We start from the raw sequence: 17940 nt of genomic DNA, 5'->3' as shown, positions 1-17940 counted from the left end.
CTCCTATTCAATGATCTAAGATTTCGGTAAAGAGAACCAGGGCCCGCTCACCAAAGATCTCGGGCGTGTCGTCCTCCGTATTTTCCAGCACATAATCGCAGTTTGCCCGGAAGAAGTCCTCCCCCTTCTGGGCACTCACCCGCTTGCGGGCATACTCCTCGGAAATACCCTCACGGGCCATAATGCGCCGGATGCGCACCTCCGCCGGGGCGATGACTCCCACCACGGCGTCACACCGCTCTCCCAGTCCGCTCTCGATGAGGGCAATGGCGTCGATGGCGGCGGCGGGGCAGCCGGACTCCTCCGCTCCCGTCAAGAGCTGGTCGATGGCCTCTCCCACAAATCGGTGGGTGATGACATTGAGCTCGGACAGGGCGGCGGAGTCTGTAAAAACCACATTGCCCAGCTTCTTGCGGTCAATCTTACCCACCCCGTCGCAGATGTCCCCAAAGCGGGCAGTGAGAGCCTCCCGCAGGGGGGCGCTCTCCTCCAACAGGCGGTGGTACACCGCGTCGGCATCGATAATACAGGCACCCAGAGATGTGAGGGCGTTCAGCGCCGTGGTCTTACCCGCCCCGGTGGGGCCGGTGATACCGATGATCTTCATACCTGGACCTCCTCCCACACGGGAACTTCCATTTTTCTCATGGTGCAGCGCAGACGGATGGCCAGCACCAGGTTGACCACCGGAACGAAGCTCAACAAAATATGGGCCACCAGAGATCCGGCGCTCTTTTTCGCAATCAGGGAGCCCCGGACCGAGCCGTGGGCCAGGAAAATCACCTGGACGGTCCACAGCAGGCCGATGAGAAAGGCAACCAGCAGGATGAGCGGGTCCAAAGCAATGGCCACGATAGCCACATGGAACACCAGGTGCATCATGGGCCACAGGACTGCCAGCACCAGAGGGTAAAAGGGCAACATCCACAGGGGGCCCTGGAACATGCTGTGGAGACCAATGGCGACCAGCACATAGCCCACCACCACCGCCACCTGGAGGGGCAGGCCAATGACCAGGCCGTCATCCAGCAGGCGGACTGTCCGTCGGGACGGAGAGGCGCTCTTTCGGTGCATGGGAGTGAGGTTGGCTCGCAGGAGGACGTAGAGCCCGAACAGGGTTCCGGGCAGGGTGGACATGGCCACCTTTCCCCATACCAGCAGGGAGCCGCCGTCCAGGGTCTCGATCAGGGCCATCAGCGCCAAGGCCACCGTCCACACCACGGAGCAGAAATACCCCACGGCCGTCAGCAGCACAAACACCGGGTGGCCCAGGTCTAGTTTCTGCCGGATATCCAGAACGACCAGAATAACCAGAACGATTAGGATTAAAAGCACCAAGAGCACCTGCATCACGCTCCCTCCTCCCTCCGGTATCATACACCATTTTCGCCGCTTCGTCTACGGCTTCAGGTCAGATCGATGATGTGGAAGCCCGCCGCCTTGTTGAGCCGGTTGGAGATGGCCAGGCCAATGCCTCCCTCGTCGGGGCACTGGGACCAGATGGCCGTGACGTCGGTCTCGTCAAAGGCCCGGAGGGCATCGAAGACGTTGCGGGCCTGGGCGGCCTTGTCCGCCGCCGGCCCCAGCTTCTCCACGATATGACCGGCATATAGGCCGGCGTACTCGTTGAAGCAGACCACGCCCTCGCCCTCGCCCAAGTGGGCCTGGATGTAGGCGGCGGTGGCCGCCGCGTCTCCCTTCACCACGGTGACGGGGGCCTTGGGGGCGTAGTGGCGGTACTTCATGCCGGGGGCCCGGGGATGCTCCCCCGCCCCCATGAGACGGGTGACTGCCGGGTCCACTGCCACCTCCCCCAGGGCGTCCCGGAGCTCCTCCAGGGTGACGCCGCCGGGCCGCAGCAGCCGGGGCGGCTGCTCGGTGAGGTCGATGATGGTGGACTCCACCCCCACGGAGCAGGGGCCACCGTCCACGATGCCGTCGATCTTCCCATCCATATCCTCCAGCATGTCGGCCATGTTGGTGGGGCTGGGGCGGCCGGAGGTGTTTCCCGACGGGGCCGCCACCGGCACGCCGGCAGCGGCGATGATGGCCCGGCACACCGGGTGGGCGGGGCAGCGCATACCCACGGTGTCCAGCCCGGCAGTGACCACGTCGGGCACCACCGGCTTTCGCTCCAGGATCATGGTGAGGGGGCCCGGCCAGAACCGCGCCGCCAGGGTATAGGCGGCGTCGGGGATGTGCCGGCAATACCGCTCCAGCCATTCCGCCGATGGGACGTGGAGGATGAGGGGGTTGTCCTGGGGCCGCCCCTTTGCCTCAAAGATATGGGCCACTGCCTCGGTATCCAGCCCGTTGGCCCCCAGCCCGTACACCGTCTCGGTGGGGATGCCCAGCAGGCCGCCCCGCCGCAGAATAGCCGCGGCCTGCTCCACGTCAACGGCGGTCAGTTTCTCTGTCTTCATGCTTCTTCGCCTCGATCTCTTCCGTTCAGCGCCAGCGCTCTCGGCCCCTCTCCCGGCAGTTGAGCACCAGGCTCACCACACCAGCGGCAATGAGGACCGCGCCGAACACGATGTTCACAATGGAAATGGCCATCTTCATAAATGAGGTCCCTCCGTCATTCGTAGATGCCCACCGGCACCCCCGCCAGCTCGATGGTGGTGTCCGGGGTAAATTTGGCCTTTTGCAGATAGCCCTTTACTGTAAGGATGCCATACTTGGGATTGGCCTTCTCATCCTCCAGCTCCAGCTCGATGTGATGCTCACCGGAGCCGATGAGCCAGCCATCGTCCTCCAACAGGAGGGCCAGATCGGACTTCACGGCGTCCAGGGTCAGGTCCTGGGGCAGGGTATTGAAATGAATCAGCATTTCCATGGTCTTCGATCTCCTTTTATTCCTCTTGACTGGCCTTCATACGCTCGGCCTGGTCGGCGGTGACGAGGCCGTCGATGATCTCGTCCAGGTTTCCGTCCATGATGGCGTCGATCTGGTATAGCGTCAGGCCGATGCGATGGTCGGTGACCCGGCCCTGGGGGAAGTTATAGGTGCGGATGCGCTCGTTGCGCATCCCGGTGCCCACCTGGCTGCGGCGCTCCGCCGTCACCGACGCCTCCTGCTCCCGGACCTTCTCCTCGTAGAGCCGGGACCGCAGCAGCTGCATGGCCTTATCCCGGTTCTGGAACTGGCTGCGCTCCTGCTGGCACTCCACCACTGTGCCGGTGGGCTTGTGGATGAGCCGCACGGCGGAGGAGGTCTTGTTCACGTGCTGGCCGCCGGCGCCGGAGGACCGGAAGACCTGCATCTCGATGTCGGCGGGGTTGAGCTCGAAGTCCACCTCGTCCACCGCGGGCAACACCGCCACGGTGGCGGTGGAGGTGTGGATACGCCCTCCGCTCTCTGTCTCAGGAACCCGCTGGACCCGGTGGACGCCGCTTTCAAACTTCAGGCGGCTGTACGCTCCGTCTCCGTCGATGGTGAAGCAGATCTCCTTCACGCCGCCCAGCTCGGTCTCGCTGGCCGAGTCCACCTCCACATGCCAGTGCCGGGACTCGGCATACATGGAGTACATGCGATAGAGGGAGTGGGCAAAGAGGGCCGCCTCCTCGCCCCCCACCCCGGCCCGGATCTCCACGATGACGTTCTTGTCGTCGTTGGGGTCCCGGGGCAGCAGCAGGATCTTCAGCTTTTCCTCCAACGCCTCGATGTCGGCCTTAGCCGCGGCGTACTCCTCCTGGGCCAGCTCCTTCATGTCCGGGTCGGACAGGAGGCCCTCAGCCTCCTGGAGGTCCTGCCGGCGCTTCACGCAGGCCCGGTAGGTGGTGACCACCGGCTCCAGCTCCCGCTGCTCCTTGTTGAGCCGGGCCACCCGGGCCGGGTCGTCGTAGGTCTCCGGCGCCGCCAGCCGGGCCTCCAGCTCGGCGTATTGATTTTCCAATGCCTTGAGTTTCTCTTCCAGCATAGCGTGCTCCTCAATGTGGGTTTTATGCTACCGGTCCAGCAGCCAGGACTTGACCAGGGCAAAGGGCTCCCGGAGGTACATGGACAGTCGGGAGGGCAGATGGCTGGAGGGGGCAGCCAGGGTGGAGAGGGTGTAGGTCCCCTCCCACTCCCGGCTCCAAAGCAGCCGGATGCGGGCCAGGTGGAAACCGTTGGACACAGCCAGGATCTTCCCCGTGGGCTCTACCGTACCATTCTGAAACAGCTCTAATGTATATTGAATGTTCTCCCAGGTGTTACTGGAGTTGTCCTCCAGCACGATGTTCTCCCCGTTTACGCCGTGCTCCACCAGATAGTCGTACATGCACTGGGCCTCGCTCATGGGCTCGTCAGGGCCCTGACCACCAGAGACCACCACCGTCATGTCTGGGTGGTCATCCAGATAAGTAAGGGCTGTGTCCAGCCGGTTCTGTAGGAGCTCCGAGGGCCCCCAGGGCTTCACCTGGCAGCCGAAGATGACCATGACCTCCGGCTCCTCCTCGCCCTGGGCGATCTCCGTCTGGGCGCCGGTGAGCACCACTGCCTCCAGAGCGGCGAAGGCAACTACGGCCAGGGCCAGCAGCGCCAGCAGGATGCGGCGCAGCATCCGGCCCGTAGAGATCTCACACCGGGCGGTGAGGCCGTAGAGGATCAGGTAGACGCCCCCCGCCGCTGGGAAGGCGGCGAATTTTTGCAGGCTGAAAGGGGCAAGCAGGAACATTCCCAGGGCGCACACCAGCAGCAGAATTCCCAGAGCGGTTACCGTCCGGCCCCAGAGCCCGCCCCCCTGATAGGGCCGGTATGGCTTTGTATTCACTCCGCCTTCGCCTCCTCCAGCTCGGCGCTCAGCCGCTCCCAGACCGCGTAGAGATGGGCGATCTCCTCCTCCAGAGCCTCCCGCTGCTCGTAGAGCTCCGTGAGCTTCAGATAGTCGCTGCTGGAGGCCTCGATCTCCTGGGTGAGGTCGTACATCCGCTCCTCGGCCTTGGTGACCTCCCGCTCGGCAGCGGCCACCTCCTTCTCCAGCATCTTGGTGCCGCCGGTACGCTTGGGCTTCTCCTTCTTCACCGGAGCCTCTTCCTTTTTCGGGGGCGGCGCCGGCAGCTTCTTCTCCTTCCAGGCCCGGTACTCGGCAAAGGTCCCTTCAAAGTCGGTGATCTTGCCGTCCTCCAGCATCCAGATTCGGGTGGCAAACTGGTTGATGAAATACCGGTCGTGGGAGACAAAGAGGAGGTTTCCCGTATAGTCGGCCACCGCCTCCTCGATCCACTCCCGGGAGTTAAGGTCCAGGTGATTGGTGGGCTCGTCCAGGATGAGGAGGTTGATCTTGTTGTCCATGAGCATGCACAGCCGCAGCCGGGACTGTTCGCCGCCAGAGAGGGTGGAAACACTCTTGAAGACGTCCTCCCCCCGGAAGTCGAAGGCCGCCAGCCGGTCCCGGGCCTCCTGGGTGGAGCAGTTCTGGGCGTAGAGCATGGTGTCCACCAGGTTCCGGTCGGGCCGGTCAAAGTGGATGATCTGGGGCAGATAGCCGATCTTCACCGTGGGGCCCAGCCGGATCTTGCCCTCGTCGGGGACCTCCTCCCCCATAATCATCTTGATGAGGGTGGACTTGCCGGTGCCGTTGTCCCCCAGCAGGGCAATGCGCTCGCCTCCCACCACCTCCAGGTCCACATGCTCGAAGAGGGTCCGGTCACCAAAGGACTTCTTCAGGTCTTTGATGACCATGACCTCGTCCCCCCGGAACTCCCGCTCGCCGAACTTGATCTCCAGCTTCCGGTCCTTTCGGGGCTTGTCTGTCTTACGCAGGCGGGCGATGCGCTTCTCCATGGAGAAGGCCCGCTTGTGGAGCTTGTCATTGCCCATGAAGGCCCACAGGTGCATCTTGTCCGCCGCCGCCTGGAGCTGCTCAATCTTGGCCTGCTCCTTCTCGTATTGCTTGAGCTTCTCCTGATAGCGGCGCTCCTTCTCCTCCACATAGTAGCTGTAATTGCCGGCGTAGAACTCAGCCCTGCCGTTCTCCAGTTCGATGACCCGGCTCACCACCTTGTCCAGGAACCAGCGGTCGTGGGAGATGGTGAGGACAGTGCCCTTGAATCGGGAGAGATAGTCCTCCAGCCACTCGGTACAGCGCAGGTCCAGGTGGTTGGTGGGCTCGTCCAGCAGCAGCACGTCGGTGTCCTCCAGAATGAGGCGGCCCAGATTCACCCGGGTCTTCTCGCCGCCGGAGAGGTCGGCAAAGGGCCGCTCACGCATATCGGCGGAGATATCCAGGCCGTTGCACACCTTGTTGAGGGGAGTCTCCACATCGTAGCCGCCGCCGGACTCGAAGGCGGCGGTCAGGACGTCATACCGGCGCAGGAGTGCGGGGTCGCTCTCCCCCGCCGCCATCCGGGCGGTGAGGGTCTCCATCTCCCCCTCCATGTCCTTCAGCCGCTGGAAGGCCGCCCGCAGCACCATCTCCACCGTATAGCCGTCGGGGTATACCGGGATCTGGGAGATGAGGCCCACCCGCTTGCCCGAGGCCACCGACACCTGGCCCTCGTCAGGCTCCAGCTCTCCGGTGAGGATGCGGAACAGGGTGGTCTTGCCCGCCCCGTTCTTGCCCAGCAGGCCTACCCGCTCCCCGGTGTCCACCTGGAAGGTGACCCCGTCTAGGATCTTCCGGCCCACTTCAAATTCTTTACTGACGTTTGACACGGATATGTCTATCATTCGTTTACTCCCGCTCCCCGATGTGGTATGATGAACACGTAAAAATTTGCTGAAATAAGGAGGCCATGCTCCATGGACGCCATTCGCTGGCAGGGGGATTCCCTCGCCCTTCTCGATCAGACCCGGCTCCCCACGGAGGAAGTCTGGGACGACTACACCGACTACCGGAAAGTGGTGGACGCCATCCGGCGCCTGGTGGTCCGGGGCGCCCCGGCCATCGGTATCGCCGCAGCCTACGCCGTATGTCTGGCCGCCATGGAGTTCCGGGACCAGACCCCCGAGGACTTTCAGGCCAGCATGGACCAGGCTGTGAAGGACCTGGCAGCCAGCCGGCCCACGGCGGTCAACCTCTTCTGGTCCCTGGACCGGATGAAGCTCACCCTCTCCGCCGCCGGCAGCGGCGCTGAGGCCATCCCCGTCCTCACCCGGGAGGCCGAGGCCATCCACCGAGAGGACATCGCCATGAACCGGAAGATCGGCCGGTACGGTGCTGAGCTGGTACCCCCCGGCGCTCGGATCCTCACCCACTGTAACGCCGGCGCCATCGCTACCGGCGGCTACGGCACCGCCCTAGGCGTCGTGCGTGCCGCCCACGCCAAGGGGAATGTGGAGATGGTCTACTGCGACGAGACCCGCCCCCTCCTCCAGGGCGCCCGGCTCACCGCCTGGGAGCTGGTGAAGGACGGCATCCCCGCCACCCTCATCACCGACAACATGGCGGCCTCTCTCATGGCCCAGGGCAAGATCGACATGGTCTTTCTGGGCTGCGACCGCATGGCCCGCAACGGTGACTTCGCCAACAAGATCGGCACCTACGGGGTGGCGGTGCTGGCCGCCTACCACGGCATTCCCTTCTACACCGTGCTGCCCTCCTCCACCATCGACATGTCCATCCCCGACGGGAAGCACATCGTCATCGAGCAGCGGGACCCCAACGAGGTCACCCACTTCGCCGGGGTGCAGACGGCGCCGGAGGGCGTGGGGGTCTACAATCCCGCCTTCGATGTGACCCCCCACAAGCTCCTCACTGGCATCGTCACCGAAAAAGGGGTCATCCACCCACCCTTTGACGAACGCCTGGCCGAGCTCTTCGGCTGAAGTATCCCCCAAAAGCCGTGCCGCTGTTGCGGCACGGCTTTTCGTTTTCCTTACGGCTCCTCCGTGATGGACTTAAGGTAGTCCACCAGCTCTTCAAAGGCCATGCCCCGGGAGGCCTTCACCAGGATGGTGGAATTGGGCCGCACCAGCTGTTCCAGAATAGGCTTGGCCTCCTCCTTGGTCAGGCACCAGAAGGACTCGGCCACATTGGCCTCCTGGGCGGCCTTGTAGATGTGCTGGGCCAGTTCGCCCACCGCCAGCAGGCAGTCGATGCCCGCCTTAGCCAGATAGGCGCCCACCCCGGCGTGGAGGTTTGGGGCGAAGGGCCCCAGCTCGAACATATCGCCCAGCACGGCGATCTTGTAGCCCGAGCCGGTCTTGGCCAGCACCTCCACCGCCGCCCGCATGGACTGGGGGTTGGCGTTGTAGGTGTCGTTGAGGATGGTGATGCCGTTCCCCCGCTTGAGGATATTCATGCGCATCTTGGTGGGGGCGAAGCGCAGGATACCCCGGGCGATCTCCTCGCTGGTCATGCCGAAGTGCTCCGCCACCGCCGCGGCGGTGAGGGTGGGATAGAGCATGTGGCTGCCCAGAGCGGGGATCTGGACGTCAAAATCGGTGCTGGGGGTGGTCACATGGCAGCAGACGCTCTTCTCCCCGTCCGCCGACACGTCGGTGGCCCGGTACTCCAGGCCCTCCGCCGTGCCCACCGACACCGTCTCAAAGGTCAGAGTGGGCCGCAGGCCGGCCAAGAGGGGATCGTCCCCGTTGAGGATCACAAAGCCCTTCTTCGGGTCCATGTGGGAAAAGATCTCGCACTTGGCCTTAAGGATGTTCTCCCGGGAACCCAAATTCTCGATATGGGAGTCGCCAATGTTGGTGATGACGGCCACATCGGGCTCCACGATGGCGCTGAGGTACTCGATCTCCCCAAAGTGGTTCATGCCCATCTCCAGCACACAGATCTCGTGGGTGCTGTTCAGGCGCAGCAGGGTGAGGGGCAACCCCACCTCGTTGTTGAAGTTGCCTTCCGTCTTGAGGACCTTGAACCGCTCCCCCAGCACCGCCGCCACCATGTCCTTGGTGGTGGTTTTTCCTACGCTTCCGGTGATGGCCACGAAGGGGATGGGGAACTTCCGCTTATACCAGCGGGCCAGGTCCCGGAGAGCCTTCTGGGTGCTGTTCACCTTGATATAGAACTTGCCCGGCAGGTAGCTCTCCCGCTCCCGCTGGGTGAAGCAGCCGGCCGCGCCGCCCTCCAGGGCGTCGTTGATGAAGGCGTGGCCGTCAAAGCGCTCCCCCACCAGGGGGATGAAAAGGGCACCGGGATCGGGCTTCCGACTGTCGGTGAAAACGTGGGTCACCGTCTGGTCCAGATCGGTGAATTCCCCCAGCAGCTTGCCGTCCACGGCCGCAATGATCTCTCGTATGGTAATGGGCTCCATAGTATGACCTTCTCCTTTTCTTCTCTCCGTCCCTCAGCGTCCGGCCTTCCGGGCTTCCAGGGAGGCTGTGAGGATGCGCTCACACAGGGTGGGATAATCGATGCCCACCGCCGCCGCCTCCTGGGGCAGGAGGCTGGTGGGGGTCATGCCGGGCAGGGTATTGATCTCCAGAAACCAGGGCTTCCCCTGATCGTCCACGATGAAGTCGCTGCGGGAATAGACCGCCAGGCCAACCAGGGTATGGACCTTCTGGGCCGTCTCCTCCAGCAGGGTCTCCAGGCCGGTGTCCACCGGCGCCGGGCAGACCTCCACTGCCGCCCCGGGCTGGTACTTGTTCTCGTAGTCGTAAAAGCCCTGCTTGGGGATGATCTCGATGGAGGGCAGGGCCTTCTCCTCCAGCACGCCCACCTGGATCTCCCGGCCGGAGACATACTGCTCCACGATGACACGGCCGCCGAAGTCCAGCCCGGCGGTGAGGGCCGCCGTGAGCTCGGGGCGGGTGTGGGCAATGGACACACCGATGGAGGAGCCGGAGTCCATGGGCTTCACCACCAGAGGCAGCTCCAGGCTCTGGCTCAGAGTGGGAATCTCCCCCTCGGTGTACTCCAGCAGCTTCCACTGGGGCGTGGCTACGCCAGCCTGGGCACACAGGCGCTTGGTCAGGTCCTTATCCATGGCGATGGCGCTGCCCAGGTAGCCGGAGCCGGTATAGGGGATACCCATGAGGTCCAGGGCGGCCTGTACCCGGCCATCCTCACCGCAGGCGCCGTGGAGGGCCAGAAAGACAGCATCAGCGCCGGCACACAGCTCCAGCACCCCCGGACCGAACTGGCTCTCACTCTTCCACTTCCGCCGGGCACGGATCTCCTCCAGGTAGGGAGCAGTATGATCTACCCTCCGCCACTTCTCGGGCGCCGGGGCATCGTAGACCTCCTCCGGCGTTCCCTCCCAGTTCTCCAAGCCAAAATACAGATCCACCAGGGCCACCCGGTGGCCGCGGCTCCGCAGCGCCTCCGCAACCATGACGCCCGAGGACAGGGATACGTTGCGCTCGGGACTCAGGCCGCCGGCCAAGACCACGATCTTCATGCAGACAAAACTCCTCTCGGAATGGTTCCTCACTGACAGGATATGCGTATGCGCCGGAAAAGGCACTCTATTTTCGGCGCTTCTCTCACGAATATATTATTTTACCATATCACTTTAAAAATCTCAACATGAATGTCCCACGGCCAGCTTCTTTCAAACAGAGATATAGCGCAGAAAAACAGAGCCGCTGACAATGTCAGCGGCTCTGTGCAATACGGTCTGTGTGCTGGCGTACCGTCCCAACCTTAGTCCAGGGGCTTCATGGTGGGGATTTTGAAGAGCACAACTTTGTCATGTTTCATCACGCCTCATCTTCCCCTCGATCCCCTAATAACACTGGATTTTACTTTCCATCATGTTTTATCTTACCCCGTCATAGGATAGGCAAATGGGGTAAAATCTGGGGTAACTCCCGTTCCGTTTCGAATACACATCAGATGGCAGTACATTATATATTATACACGCCCTGTTTCCCCGTGTCAAATAGAGGCTATGACGAAAAAAGAGGGATGCCAAAAGCATCCCTTTATAATCGCTGCTCACTCAGTTCTGCCCTTTAGTTTTTCCACGAGTGCCGATACCAAGGCAACCGTATTATCGTCCAGAGTTGATACGTCAACAACCTTTGGAGCATCCACGCAAACCAAATAATCAACGCTAACACCATATAACCGTGAAAGGCGAATCAAAACTTCAATGGAGGGAGCTTTGCTTGCCGTCTCATATGCAGAGATCATGGTTTTTGAGACGCCGACCCTGTTTGCTACCTGCAGTTGTGTCAGTTTTCTTGCTTCACGGAGTGCCCGCAGTTTTTCAGAGCAGTCAACCATAAGCTATTCCCCCTCCCGCCAATAGTGTACCAGCGGGACAACCACTTATAGGAGACTTTAGGCCAACCATAAGTTGACTTTAGGTAGAAAGAAGCTATAATTATGGTATAAATCCAAACCGCTATCAAACGGTGAAAGGAGACGCCCATGATAAACCCGAAACGGTTCGCCTGGTTCTGTTGCGCCCTCTCCGTGTTACTTCTCTTATGTTCAGCGTGCGCAGAAAGTAATGTTAATTCGGGAGCCAATCAAGAAGACATCAGCTATACAGAAATAGCCGTTGCCGCAGTGGAAACAGCATTAAAAGACCGCTTGAAAAATCCCGAGTCCTTGCAAGTACACAGTGCGAATCTCGACGGGGAAAGTTTTGAAAATGATACTGCCTATTTTGGTACGATTGTTGTTGACTATTCTGCGCAAAACGGCTTCGGTGGATACAATCGGAATACTACAAAAAGCTATGTAGAAATATCAAAAGTGGATGGCGTTGTTACCGAGCTTGACGAAGCATCCTACTATAATCGGCGGATAAAAGCACAGTTTGGTGACGGATTATGTTCTATTGTTGACGGTATTCCGTTGCAACTCATCTGCTCAGATGAGCATTATTCTCAACTATTGACGATAATAAGGAAAGAATGTGGCGATTATTCCACTTTCACATACAAAAGCGGCGCAAAAGAAGTATCCTGTGTTGCGAACGCGGGAGACTTAGAAGGTACAGCGACTTTTTTGTTCTACCCGGAGAATGAAAAAATCTGGCAAATCAATTTCTTTTGGTCTGATGGGCAATCCTATTATGATGGTACAAATGCTTATACTCTCGGGACTGAGTATATTGCTACACTTAACGACGTGGACGAATTAAAAGAACAAATAGATAACGCTCTAAATATCCCCCACGGCAAAATAATCGAAACGACAGAGACCTTCTTCCACGATTATGAATGTTGCTGGAGCCTGGTAGAGGGTATATACATCAAGTTAAGTTGGACTATAAATGATACAAACGGTACCATCGGTCACATCCAGTTGCTTCTCTGTAATGATGTAAATGAAAAGGCATTTTAATTGAAAAATCTTATTATCAAAAGCCATCTCGAAAGAGGTGGCTTTTTTCTCCATATTTCAGTGTTTTCCAATCGTAGACGGTAGTTTTCGGTGAGTTGTTCATAATATGCTATCCTGTACCATGTGCATGGAGGTAATGCACATGATTATTGATCTTTCTGTACGTTTAAGGCAACTGAGACTGGACAAGCGGCTGCGGCAAGACCAAGTGGCGCGATTGGTGGGTGTTTCCAAGGGGGCAATCTCGGCATATGAGACGGACATACGGCAACCCTCTTATGATGTACTGATCCGGCTGGCAAATCTCTACCGTGTGAGCACTGACTATCTTTTAGGGCGGCAAGATGTAAGAATGCTGGATATATCTGGCCTTACTACCGCAGAGGCGGCGGCAATCAGTGATCTTGTAGCCTCCATGACAGTAAAAAATCAGAAATTGGAGGAACTGCAATGAAGAGGTTATTGTCTGTACTGCTTACGCTACTTCTAATCGTAAGCACTATACCGCTGGCCTATGCAGAGGACGGCCAGGATGTAGACGGAATAGCATGGGAACAGCCTATGCCGGGAACCAACGAGAAACAGTCTGAGGATCAACTATCACCAGACACAACAGAGGAAGGCCACGTGAAGGTATCCACATATGAAGAGCTACAAGCCGCTGTTTCTGCCGCTGAAGATGGGGACACTATTGAACTCACGAAGCAAATTAGTATCGCCGGAAGTAGCGTGCTGGAGACAGAAAAGCACATAACGCTAAAGAGAGCAGATGATTTTACTTCGAGCAGTTACCTATATTATGCGATGTTTGACATTTGGGCCGGTGGTACACTTAGCGGATTTGACATCATAGATACAGCTGAATATAAGCAGACGATAGATATTTCGGGATCATCAAACGTGCTAAACTGCCATTTTGACGGGAAAAATGTCCATAGCGGGAATTTTATAAACGTCAAGGCTAAGACAGCAGAATTTGACGTGGGAACCATTTACAACTGCTCGTTTACAAACAACGCATCTTACTCTCTTAACCTTGGATACAATGCAGCCGCAATCTGCGAATCATGCGTTTTTGCAAAGAATGATTTAGCGGCGATATATAATTGTGGCAACCTGGAACTTACCGACTGTATCATAACCGAGAATTGGAGCGGAGGCATAGTTGCTTATGGAGGTCTTACCACAATAAATAATTGTCAAATTTATGGTAACATCTTAGCTGATCCGGAGCATGGTACTGGGACGGATATCTATATTAACAGTACGCTAATTATTACCGATGAGGCAAAAGATGAAGCGGGTTTTTATGATGAAACTACCGGCAACAAAGTCGAACTCCCATATAACAACAATGGGGCTATACGGCTAATCTACTTGTCAACACAAGATGCCGCCGAATATTTTGCAACTAAATTTGAGCCGGAAGAACCAGATCACGAAGAGCAAGAACCACAACCGGAAGAGCCTGATACAGAGCCAGAAGAACCAGACAACGGACACGAACAGGAGACACCAAACGAAGATGATAACGGGGAATTGGAGCCACCACAGGAGGAAGAGAACAATAATACTGAGAATGTTGACCTACCCCAGGAACCGCACACAAGCCCCTCAGAGGACAGCAACAACGACGATGATGACTTTACCCCTCCCAGATATCACAAGCCTACAACCAAGCCCACGGTGCCTACAGAGACAGTCCCAGAAGAACCCTCAAAGCCAGCAGCACCATTGTCCTGTGGTATGGCCGTCATAGACTGCTCCCGCTCGGCTAAACTACAAGGGTATGGGGATGGCTTACTCCATGAGGATGATCCACTTTCCCGTGCGCAAATGGCAACCATAGTATATCGGCTGTTGGATAATGAGAGCGTGGCTGCGTTAAGTGCGCCGTCCCGCTCCTTTACCGATGTGGATGCCAGTGCTTGGTATGCTCCCTTTGTGCTGGCGCTGGCCGATGCTGGCGTTGTCGGCGGTACTGGAAACGGATATTTTGCACCTGACAGCCCGACAACGTGGGCGCAGCTTTTGACTGTCCTGGGGCGCTTTGTGGAGCCGCAGGAGTGCGCTTTACAGCATATCCGATATGATGGGTGGGCAAAGCCGGCCTTTAAAACGGCTGTTGCTCTCGGATGGATTGAGGACAGTGCCGAGATTGTCCCCGACGATGTGATAACCCGTGAAGAGGCGGTTGAGCTTATTAACATGGTGCTAAAGCAATACAGATAGGCCGAAATTGTAACCAAGAGTAGATCGAGCGGGTGGGTAGGAGTCCCTTTTTTCTAAAAATGTAAGGTATCCCCCTTGGGAAAAGGAGGCGTCCGCTCGAAGTCCTAACTTTTGAACATTTTTAAGGGTACGCAATAGAAGGAAGGTACTGGGAGTATATATCAGATAAAATGTGGTTTTGAAAATGTGATGGCTCCCCCGGTGTGGCGGGCCTCTCCTCGCTCCCTCGGCAAAGCAAAACCCCCGGTGTGAACCGGGGGCGCTTGCCTTTTGAGGCGTCATGCTGTTTCGCTGTGTCTGATATGCTGCAACACTCTTTCGACGGCGGCGGGGGAGAGTTGGAAAAGAAGATTGTCAAGACCGTGTTCCTCCAGCACAAGCCGCCGCCAGTTAATGTAGCTTCCCTGCCAAAGTCCCAGACTGTAGCGATCCAGGCCGGTGCTGCGTCTGGTTTGGCCGTCCGCATCGAAAAAGAAGGACTGCAAGATGTGGTCAATCTCTTCCGGCGTGGCTTTGACGGGATAGCGGTATTTTCTCCTGTCCCGCTCGACGCTCAAAAGGATGTTGACGGTCAACCCCACCTGGAGCGTGATGACAATGGCTGCACTGGTGGTACCGCTGAGGTCAACAGGCAACGAGCCATTGTAGGGTAGTACGATCTTTTTTTTGCTGGTGCTGGTGTTGCCGATGCGGGCAGTATCCAAGGCAAAACCCTCGGTATCGGTCATATTGTTCTTGATGTACATTTCATAAACCTCCTAATAATTTATTGGTACAACTCCGGGTACTTCTGTCGCAGCTCAGCGTTGCGCTGTTTTTGTCCTTCCATCCTCTTGCACTCCTGCCGCAGTCTCACAACACCCGTATTGATGTTCTCGCGAACATCCCGGTCAAGATCAGCCATAGTCCGTTGGAATTGCTCATCCAAAGTCAGTCCGCGCGTCTGTCGGCGATACTCTTTCAGACACTCTTCCAGTAGCACCACACCAAATCCCCCAGCGAATACGGCAAGATAGATAATTATTACTGCCATCCTTATACTCCTTTCTTCTGCTCTGATCATTATTATACACTATATTTTAATGTATGTCTATCGGCACAATCTCTAAATATACATTAAATATTTGTGTATATTGTACGGCGATATTTTTAAGCCCTCGCCGCTGGGCTTCAGCTTATGCCGTGGCCTTAATCAATTCTTTTCTCATCCGCGCTATCCGTTTATGCACTGCTGGCCCGCTGATACCTATGGCCTCTCCTATTTGCCTTTCCGTCAATCCCTCGCCAATAAGTGCCGCTATGCTCTTGTCCCTGCTGTCTCTCTGTTCCATAAACCGCTGAAGGTCAACCGCTATAATAACGGCCTCTGTGCTGTCCTTCCCGGCCTCTCGCTCGGGGGCAAGCTCCCCGCCGTCCCTGCTGTCCTGTATCCTGTCAGCCCTCACCACTGCGCTCATACTTGCCCTTACCGCCCTATATACCATGCTAATAAGGGTAATAGGCTTCTTGCCGTCCTGCTGGCGCTGGGCGTTGATCTGCTCCACCTCGCCCGCTGTCATCGTCTCTGCGAGCTTCAACCACGCCTCGCTGATATACTCATCTATGCTGTGCCCGTGCTGGTAAAGTGCCTGTACGCCGTGCTCACGCTGTGCTACCTGGTAGACGCAAGCGGCTATCATATCATGTTGCTCTTTGCCGGTCATACTCTCCCATTCTGTTATAATGCTGTCCCGCTCCATTATGTTCTTTCCTCCTTTAAGCGCTTGCAACTGGGGGCGGGCTTATGTTATACTGTGGTTGCCCGCCCCCTGTGGGTGTTGGTACCGGGGTGCTACCTGTCTTGCTGTCCAGGCCGTCAGGTATGCGCCCTTTCTTTAGCCGCTAATGGTAAAGCGGCGGCTGATCGTTTCCTTGCAGAACCGCTTGTAAACGTCCTCGCCCAGCTCATTTTTGAACCGCTTAGTGTCGAACCGGCTGCTCTGCACCGTGGTAAACCGTGCGATGTACTGTCCTGCCTCGATGACCTCGACGCCTCGACCGTCCATCTCCTTCTTGATGGCATCCCGCAGGGATTCAATCTCTGCAGCGGCTTCCTCTGCCAAGGCTTCCCATTCCTTCAGGGCTTCAATCTTGCTGATGATTTCGATAGTAGACATTTTTTAGTCCTCCTTTAAGTTTGACGTTTTATTTCCCTCTTTCTGATTATCATTATACATTAAATATTAGTGTATGTCTATTGGCAAAGTCGCCAGAATGTACATTAAATTATTGTGTATATTGTGCATTGATTTTCAGTGTATGTCCGTATTATAATAAGGACAATGGAAAAGGTGCACATTTATATACTGCTCCCGCTCCAACTCAAAAAAGAAGGTGTTATTATGCCTGTAAAGTATAAAATTGATGTGTTGGCCGCTCTTAAAACTGCCGGATACTCCACATATAAACTCCGCCGCGAAAAGCTCTTAGGTGAAAGCGTCATCCAGCAGCTTAGAGACGAGGCACTTGTATCTTGGCCTAACATGGGGCGGCTTTGCCATCTGCTAAACTGTCAGCCTGGGGACATCCTCGAATATGAAGATGATTCCGCCGAAAGCGCTTCAAATCCCGAGTAAGGGCAAAAAAAAGAAGGGCCAGCCAATCGGCTGATCCCTCCTATTAGATGTTAACATTTAGTTTTCGGTCATGGGGGCGAGGCAATCCCCACAGATCAAGCGAGCATCCTTGGTAGTTCTGGCGATCATACCGCACACGGGGCAAACATATCGGCGGTAGTGCCCTTTTGTCGCTCCTGGGGTCTTTGCTCCACCGTTGGCCGCATTCCCGCTCCCGCCAATTCTCGGCCCAGTCACGTCGTTGCGGCTCATCATGATCTCCTGTACATCGTTCCTAATGAACCATTCAATGAGCTTGTCGCCCGGTTCGGTGTGGCTCCATCCGTATTTATCGGAGCGGGAAACGATCAATCCGTGGGCCTCTGCTGCCGCCTTAAAAGCCTTATTGTGGTACGCCTTGGAGCTTCCGCTGCAGTCTTGGGCATGGAGCACTTCGGCGTTGTACTGGTGGCACATCTCATGCAGGAGGGTGGCTGTCACGTTCTCAATCGGTCTGTCCAGCGTCCCGGCTGCAATGTTGATTTCCCGCCGCTCCTGTCCTTTAACGCTCCACGCCGAATAAAGGGTATAATGTCCATAGGTTCGGGGGCTACTCTGAATTGTGATGATTGGCGGTTCCAGCTCCCCGTTGAAGAAATCAGCATTGAGCTTGTTATACAGTTTTTCAAGCTGTCCGGCAAGCCTACTTGTCTTTGTGGTTTCCTTCATGGTAAGTGGCCCCTTTCATTTTTGGGGGAGTGTCCCCGGTGGCGGTGGGCGTTGCGGCTGTGGCCTCATCTGCTTCCCATTCCGTATCCCGTCCCGCTCTTGTCTGGTGTTCTTGGTCGGCTCTCGCCTCAGCGTCCACCTTGACCGGTTTCGTTCCCTCCCTCTTTCTGATTATCATTATACATTAAATATTAGTGTAT

General features: G+C 57.2%; 20 protein-coding genes. 5 read left to right on the top strand and 15 right to left on the bottom strand.

What is annotated here, in order from left to right; genetic code table 11:
• Positions 1-7: 7 nt before the first annotated feature.
• From coaE to ACTNBK_RS02940, 7 genes are all read right to left on the bottom strand, one after another.
• Positions 8-607 (bottom strand): dephospho-CoA kinase, encoded by a 600-nt coding sequence (gene coaE / locus ACTNBK_RS02970; protein ID WP_441143464.1) that lies wholly within the window; start codon positions 605-607, stop codon positions 8-10.
• Complete coding sequence (locus tag ACTNBK_RS02965) at positions 604-1350, bottom strand: hypothetical protein (RefSeq protein ID WP_441143462.1); 747 nt, start codon at positions 1348-1350, stop codon at positions 604-606. Before ACTNBK_RS02965 ends, coaE begins: the two co-directional genes overlap by 4 nt.
• 56 nt (positions 1351-1406) lie before the next feature.
• Positions 1407-2423 (bottom strand): L-threonylcarbamoyladenylate synthase, encoded by a 1017-nt coding sequence (locus ACTNBK_RS02960; RefSeq protein ID WP_441143460.1) that lies wholly within the window; start codon positions 2421-2423, stop codon positions 1407-1409.
• 155 nt (positions 2424-2578) lie between these two features.
• A complete protein-coding gene (locus tag ACTNBK_RS02955) occupies positions 2579-2836 on the bottom strand; it encodes a hypothetical protein (RefSeq protein ID WP_441143458.1) in 258 nt (85 codons plus the stop codon).
• Between the two features lie 16 nt (positions 2837-2852).
• On the bottom strand, positions 2853-3917 hold the full coding sequence (gene prfA, locus ACTNBK_RS02950; protein ID WP_441143574.1) for a peptide chain release factor 1: 1065 nt from the start codon (positions 3915-3917) through the stop codon (positions 2853-2855).
• 30 nt (positions 3918-3947) lie between these two features.
• Entirely contained in the window at positions 3948-4754 is an 807-nt protein-coding gene (locus tag ACTNBK_RS02945; protein WP_441143457.1) for a YdcF family protein, read from the bottom strand.
• The gene (locus tag ACTNBK_RS02940; RefSeq protein WP_441143455.1) at positions 4751-6652 is read right to left on the bottom strand and encodes an ABC-F family ATP-binding cassette domain-containing protein; all 1902 of its coding nucleotides are present in this window, start codon (positions 6650-6652) and stop codon (positions 4751-4753) included. Before ACTNBK_RS02940 ends, ACTNBK_RS02945 begins: the two co-directional genes overlap by 4 nt.
• Before the next feature lie 72 nt (positions 6653-6724).
• Between ACTNBK_RS02940 and mtnA the strand changes: the two genes are divergently transcribed.
• Positions 6725-7750, top strand: coding sequence for an S-methyl-5-thioribose-1-phosphate isomerase (gene mtnA, locus ACTNBK_RS02935; RefSeq protein WP_441143453.1), 1026 nt, complete (start codon positions 6725-6727; stop codon positions 7748-7750).
• 50 nt (positions 7751-7800) lie between these two features.
• Here the strand turns inward: mtnA and ACTNBK_RS02930 are convergent, their stop codons facing one another.
• From ACTNBK_RS02930 to ACTNBK_RS02920, 3 genes are all read right to left on the bottom strand, one after another.
• Complete coding sequence (locus ACTNBK_RS02930; protein ID WP_441143451.1) at positions 7801-9195, bottom strand: UDP-N-acetylmuramoyl-tripeptide--D-alanyl-D-alanine ligase; 1395 nt, start codon at positions 9193-9195, stop codon at positions 7801-7803.
• A 33-nt stretch (positions 9196-9228) separates the two neighbouring features.
• Positions 9229-10284, bottom strand: coding sequence for a D-alanine--D-alanine ligase family protein (locus ACTNBK_RS02925; protein WP_441143450.1), 1056 nt, complete (start codon positions 10282-10284; stop codon positions 9229-9231).
• A gap of 539 nt (positions 10285-10823) precedes the next feature.
• The gene (locus tag ACTNBK_RS02920) at positions 10824-11114 is read right to left on the bottom strand and encodes a helix-turn-helix domain-containing protein (protein ID WP_441143449.1); all 291 of its coding nucleotides are present in this window, start codon (positions 11112-11114) and stop codon (positions 10824-10826) included.
• A gap of 147 nt (positions 11115-11261) precedes the next feature.
• Here ACTNBK_RS02920 and ACTNBK_RS02915 point away from each other — a divergent pair, with 147 nt between their 5' ends.
• The 3 genes from ACTNBK_RS02915 (at position 11262) to ACTNBK_RS02905 (ending at position 14417) form a co-directional block, all read left to right on the top strand.
• Positions 11262-12185, top strand: coding sequence for a hypothetical protein (locus ACTNBK_RS02915; protein WP_441143447.1), 924 nt, complete (start codon positions 11262-11264; stop codon positions 12183-12185).
• 142 nt (positions 12186-12327) lie between these two features.
• Positions 12328-12639, top strand: coding sequence for a helix-turn-helix domain-containing protein (locus ACTNBK_RS02910; RefSeq protein ID WP_441143445.1), 312 nt, complete (start codon positions 12328-12330; stop codon positions 12637-12639).
• Positions 12636-14417 carry an S-layer homology domain-containing protein gene (locus ACTNBK_RS02905; RefSeq protein WP_441143443.1) on the top strand — a complete coding sequence of 594 codons (1782 nt, stop codon included), beginning with the start codon at positions 12636-12638 and terminating at the stop codon, positions 14415-14417. The genes ACTNBK_RS02910 and ACTNBK_RS02905 overlap by 4 nt, the downstream gene beginning before the upstream one ends.
• A 278-nt stretch (positions 14418-14695) precedes the next feature.
• On the opposite strand, the gene ACTNBK_RS02900 is transcribed toward ACTNBK_RS02905, so the two are convergent.
• The 4 genes from ACTNBK_RS02900 to ACTNBK_RS02885 form a co-directional block, all read right to left on the bottom strand.
• Positions 14696-15163, bottom strand: coding sequence for a hypothetical protein (locus ACTNBK_RS02900; RefSeq protein WP_441143441.1), 468 nt, complete (start codon positions 15161-15163; stop codon positions 14696-14698).
• 20 nt (positions 15164-15183) lie between these two features.
• The gene (locus ACTNBK_RS02895; RefSeq protein WP_441143439.1) at positions 15184-15450 is read right to left on the bottom strand and encodes a hypothetical protein; all 267 of its coding nucleotides are present in this window, start codon (positions 15448-15450) and stop codon (positions 15184-15186) included.
• A gap of 142 nt (positions 15451-15592) precedes the next feature.
• Positions 15593-16156, bottom strand: coding sequence for a hypothetical protein (locus tag ACTNBK_RS02890; protein WP_441143437.1), 564 nt, complete (start codon positions 16154-16156; stop codon positions 15593-15595).
• Between the two features lie 135 nt (positions 16157-16291).
• Entirely contained in the window at positions 16292-16573 is a 282-nt protein-coding gene (locus tag ACTNBK_RS02885; protein ID WP_441143435.1) for a hypothetical protein, read from the bottom strand.
• Between the two features lie 225 nt (positions 16574-16798).
• On the opposite strand from ACTNBK_RS02885, the gene ACTNBK_RS02880 reads away from it, so the two are divergent.
• Positions 16799-17032, top strand: a complete 234-nt coding sequence (locus ACTNBK_RS02880) for a helix-turn-helix domain-containing protein (RefSeq protein ID WP_441143433.1) — start codon at positions 16799-16801, stop codon at positions 17030-17032.
• A gap of 57 nt (positions 17033-17089) precedes the next feature.
• Here the strand turns inward: ACTNBK_RS02880 and ACTNBK_RS02875 are convergent, their stop codons facing one another.
• Positions 17090-17740 carry a SprT-like domain-containing protein gene (locus ACTNBK_RS02875; protein ID WP_441143431.1) on the bottom strand — a complete coding sequence of 217 codons (651 nt, stop codon included), beginning with the start codon at positions 17738-17740 and terminating at the stop codon, positions 17090-17092.
• Between the last annotated feature and the right edge of the window lie 200 nt (positions 17741-17940).

The sequence above is a fragment of the Intestinimonas sp. HCP28S3_D6 genome, from assembly GCF_052065695.1.
Lineage (GTDB): Bacteria > Bacillota > Clostridia > Oscillospirales > Oscillospiraceae > Intestinimonas.
Note: the sequence above shows the minus strand (reverse complement) of the source record. Positions and strands in the feature narration are given on the sequence as shown.

What these genes read in the sequence shown, in the direction of transcription:
- ACTNBK_RS02875 (WP_441143431.1), bottom strand. Translation starts at nt 17,740, where the DNA reads ATGAAGGAAACCACAAAGACAAGTAGGCTTGCCGGACAGCTTGAAAAA.
- ACTNBK_RS02930 (WP_441143451.1), bottom strand. Translation starts at nt 9,195, where the DNA reads ATGGAGCCCATTACCATACGAGAGATCATTGCGGCCGTGGACGGCAAG.
- mtnA (WP_441143453.1), top strand. Translation starts at nt 6,725, where the DNA reads ATGGACGCCATTCGCTGGCAGGGGGATTCCCTCGCCCTTCTCGATCAG.
- coaE (WP_441143464.1), bottom strand. Translation starts at nt 607, where the DNA reads ATGAAGATCATCGGTATCACCGGCCCCACCGGGGCGGGTAAGACCACG.
- ACTNBK_RS02940 (WP_441143455.1), bottom strand. Translation starts at nt 6,652, where the DNA reads ATGATAGACATATCCGTGTCAAACGTCAGTAAAGAATTTGAAGTGGGC.
- ACTNBK_RS02925 (WP_441143450.1), bottom strand. Translation starts at nt 10,284, where the DNA reads ATGAAGATCGTGGTCTTGGCCGGCGGCCTGAGTCCCGAGCGCAACGTA.
- ACTNBK_RS02920 (WP_441143449.1), bottom strand. Translation starts at nt 11,114, where the DNA reads ATGGTTGACTGCTCTGAAAAACTGCGGGCACTCCGTGAAGCAAGAAAA.
- ACTNBK_RS02885 (WP_441143435.1), bottom strand. Translation starts at nt 16,573, where the DNA reads ATGTCTACTATCGAAATCATCAGCAAGATTGAAGCCCTGAAGGAATGG.
- ACTNBK_RS02965 (WP_441143462.1), bottom strand. Translation starts at nt 1,350, where the DNA reads ATGCAGGTGCTCTTGGTGCTTTTAATCCTAATCGTTCTGGTTATTCTG.
- ACTNBK_RS02880 (WP_441143433.1), top strand. Translation starts at nt 16,799, where the DNA reads ATGCCTGTAAAGTATAAAATTGATGTGTTGGCCGCTCTTAAAACTGCC.
- ACTNBK_RS02905 (WP_441143443.1), top strand. Translation starts at nt 12,636, where the DNA reads ATGAAGAGGTTATTGTCTGTACTGCTTACGCTACTTCTAATCGTAAGC.
- ACTNBK_RS02955 (WP_441143458.1), bottom strand. Translation starts at nt 2,836, where the DNA reads ATGGAAATGCTGATTCATTTCAATACCCTGCCCCAGGACCTGACCCTG.
- ACTNBK_RS02910 (WP_441143445.1), top strand. Translation starts at nt 12,328, where the DNA reads ATGATTATTGATCTTTCTGTACGTTTAAGGCAACTGAGACTGGACAAG.
- ACTNBK_RS02895 (WP_441143439.1), bottom strand. Translation starts at nt 15,450, where the DNA reads ATGGCAGTAATAATTATCTATCTTGCCGTATTCGCTGGGGGATTTGGT.
- ACTNBK_RS02890 (WP_441143437.1), bottom strand. Translation starts at nt 16,156, where the DNA reads ATGGAGCGGGACAGCATTATAACAGAATGGGAGAGTATGACCGGCAAA.
- ACTNBK_RS02960 (WP_441143460.1), bottom strand. Translation starts at nt 2,423, where the DNA reads ATGAAGACAGAGAAACTGACCGCCGTTGACGTGGAGCAGGCCGCGGCT.
- ACTNBK_RS02900 (WP_441143441.1), bottom strand. Translation starts at nt 15,163, where the DNA reads ATGTACATCAAGAACAATATGACCGATACCGAGGGTTTTGCCTTGGAT.
- ACTNBK_RS02915 (WP_441143447.1), top strand. Translation starts at nt 11,262, where the DNA reads ATGATAAACCCGAAACGGTTCGCCTGGTTCTGTTGCGCCCTCTCCGTG.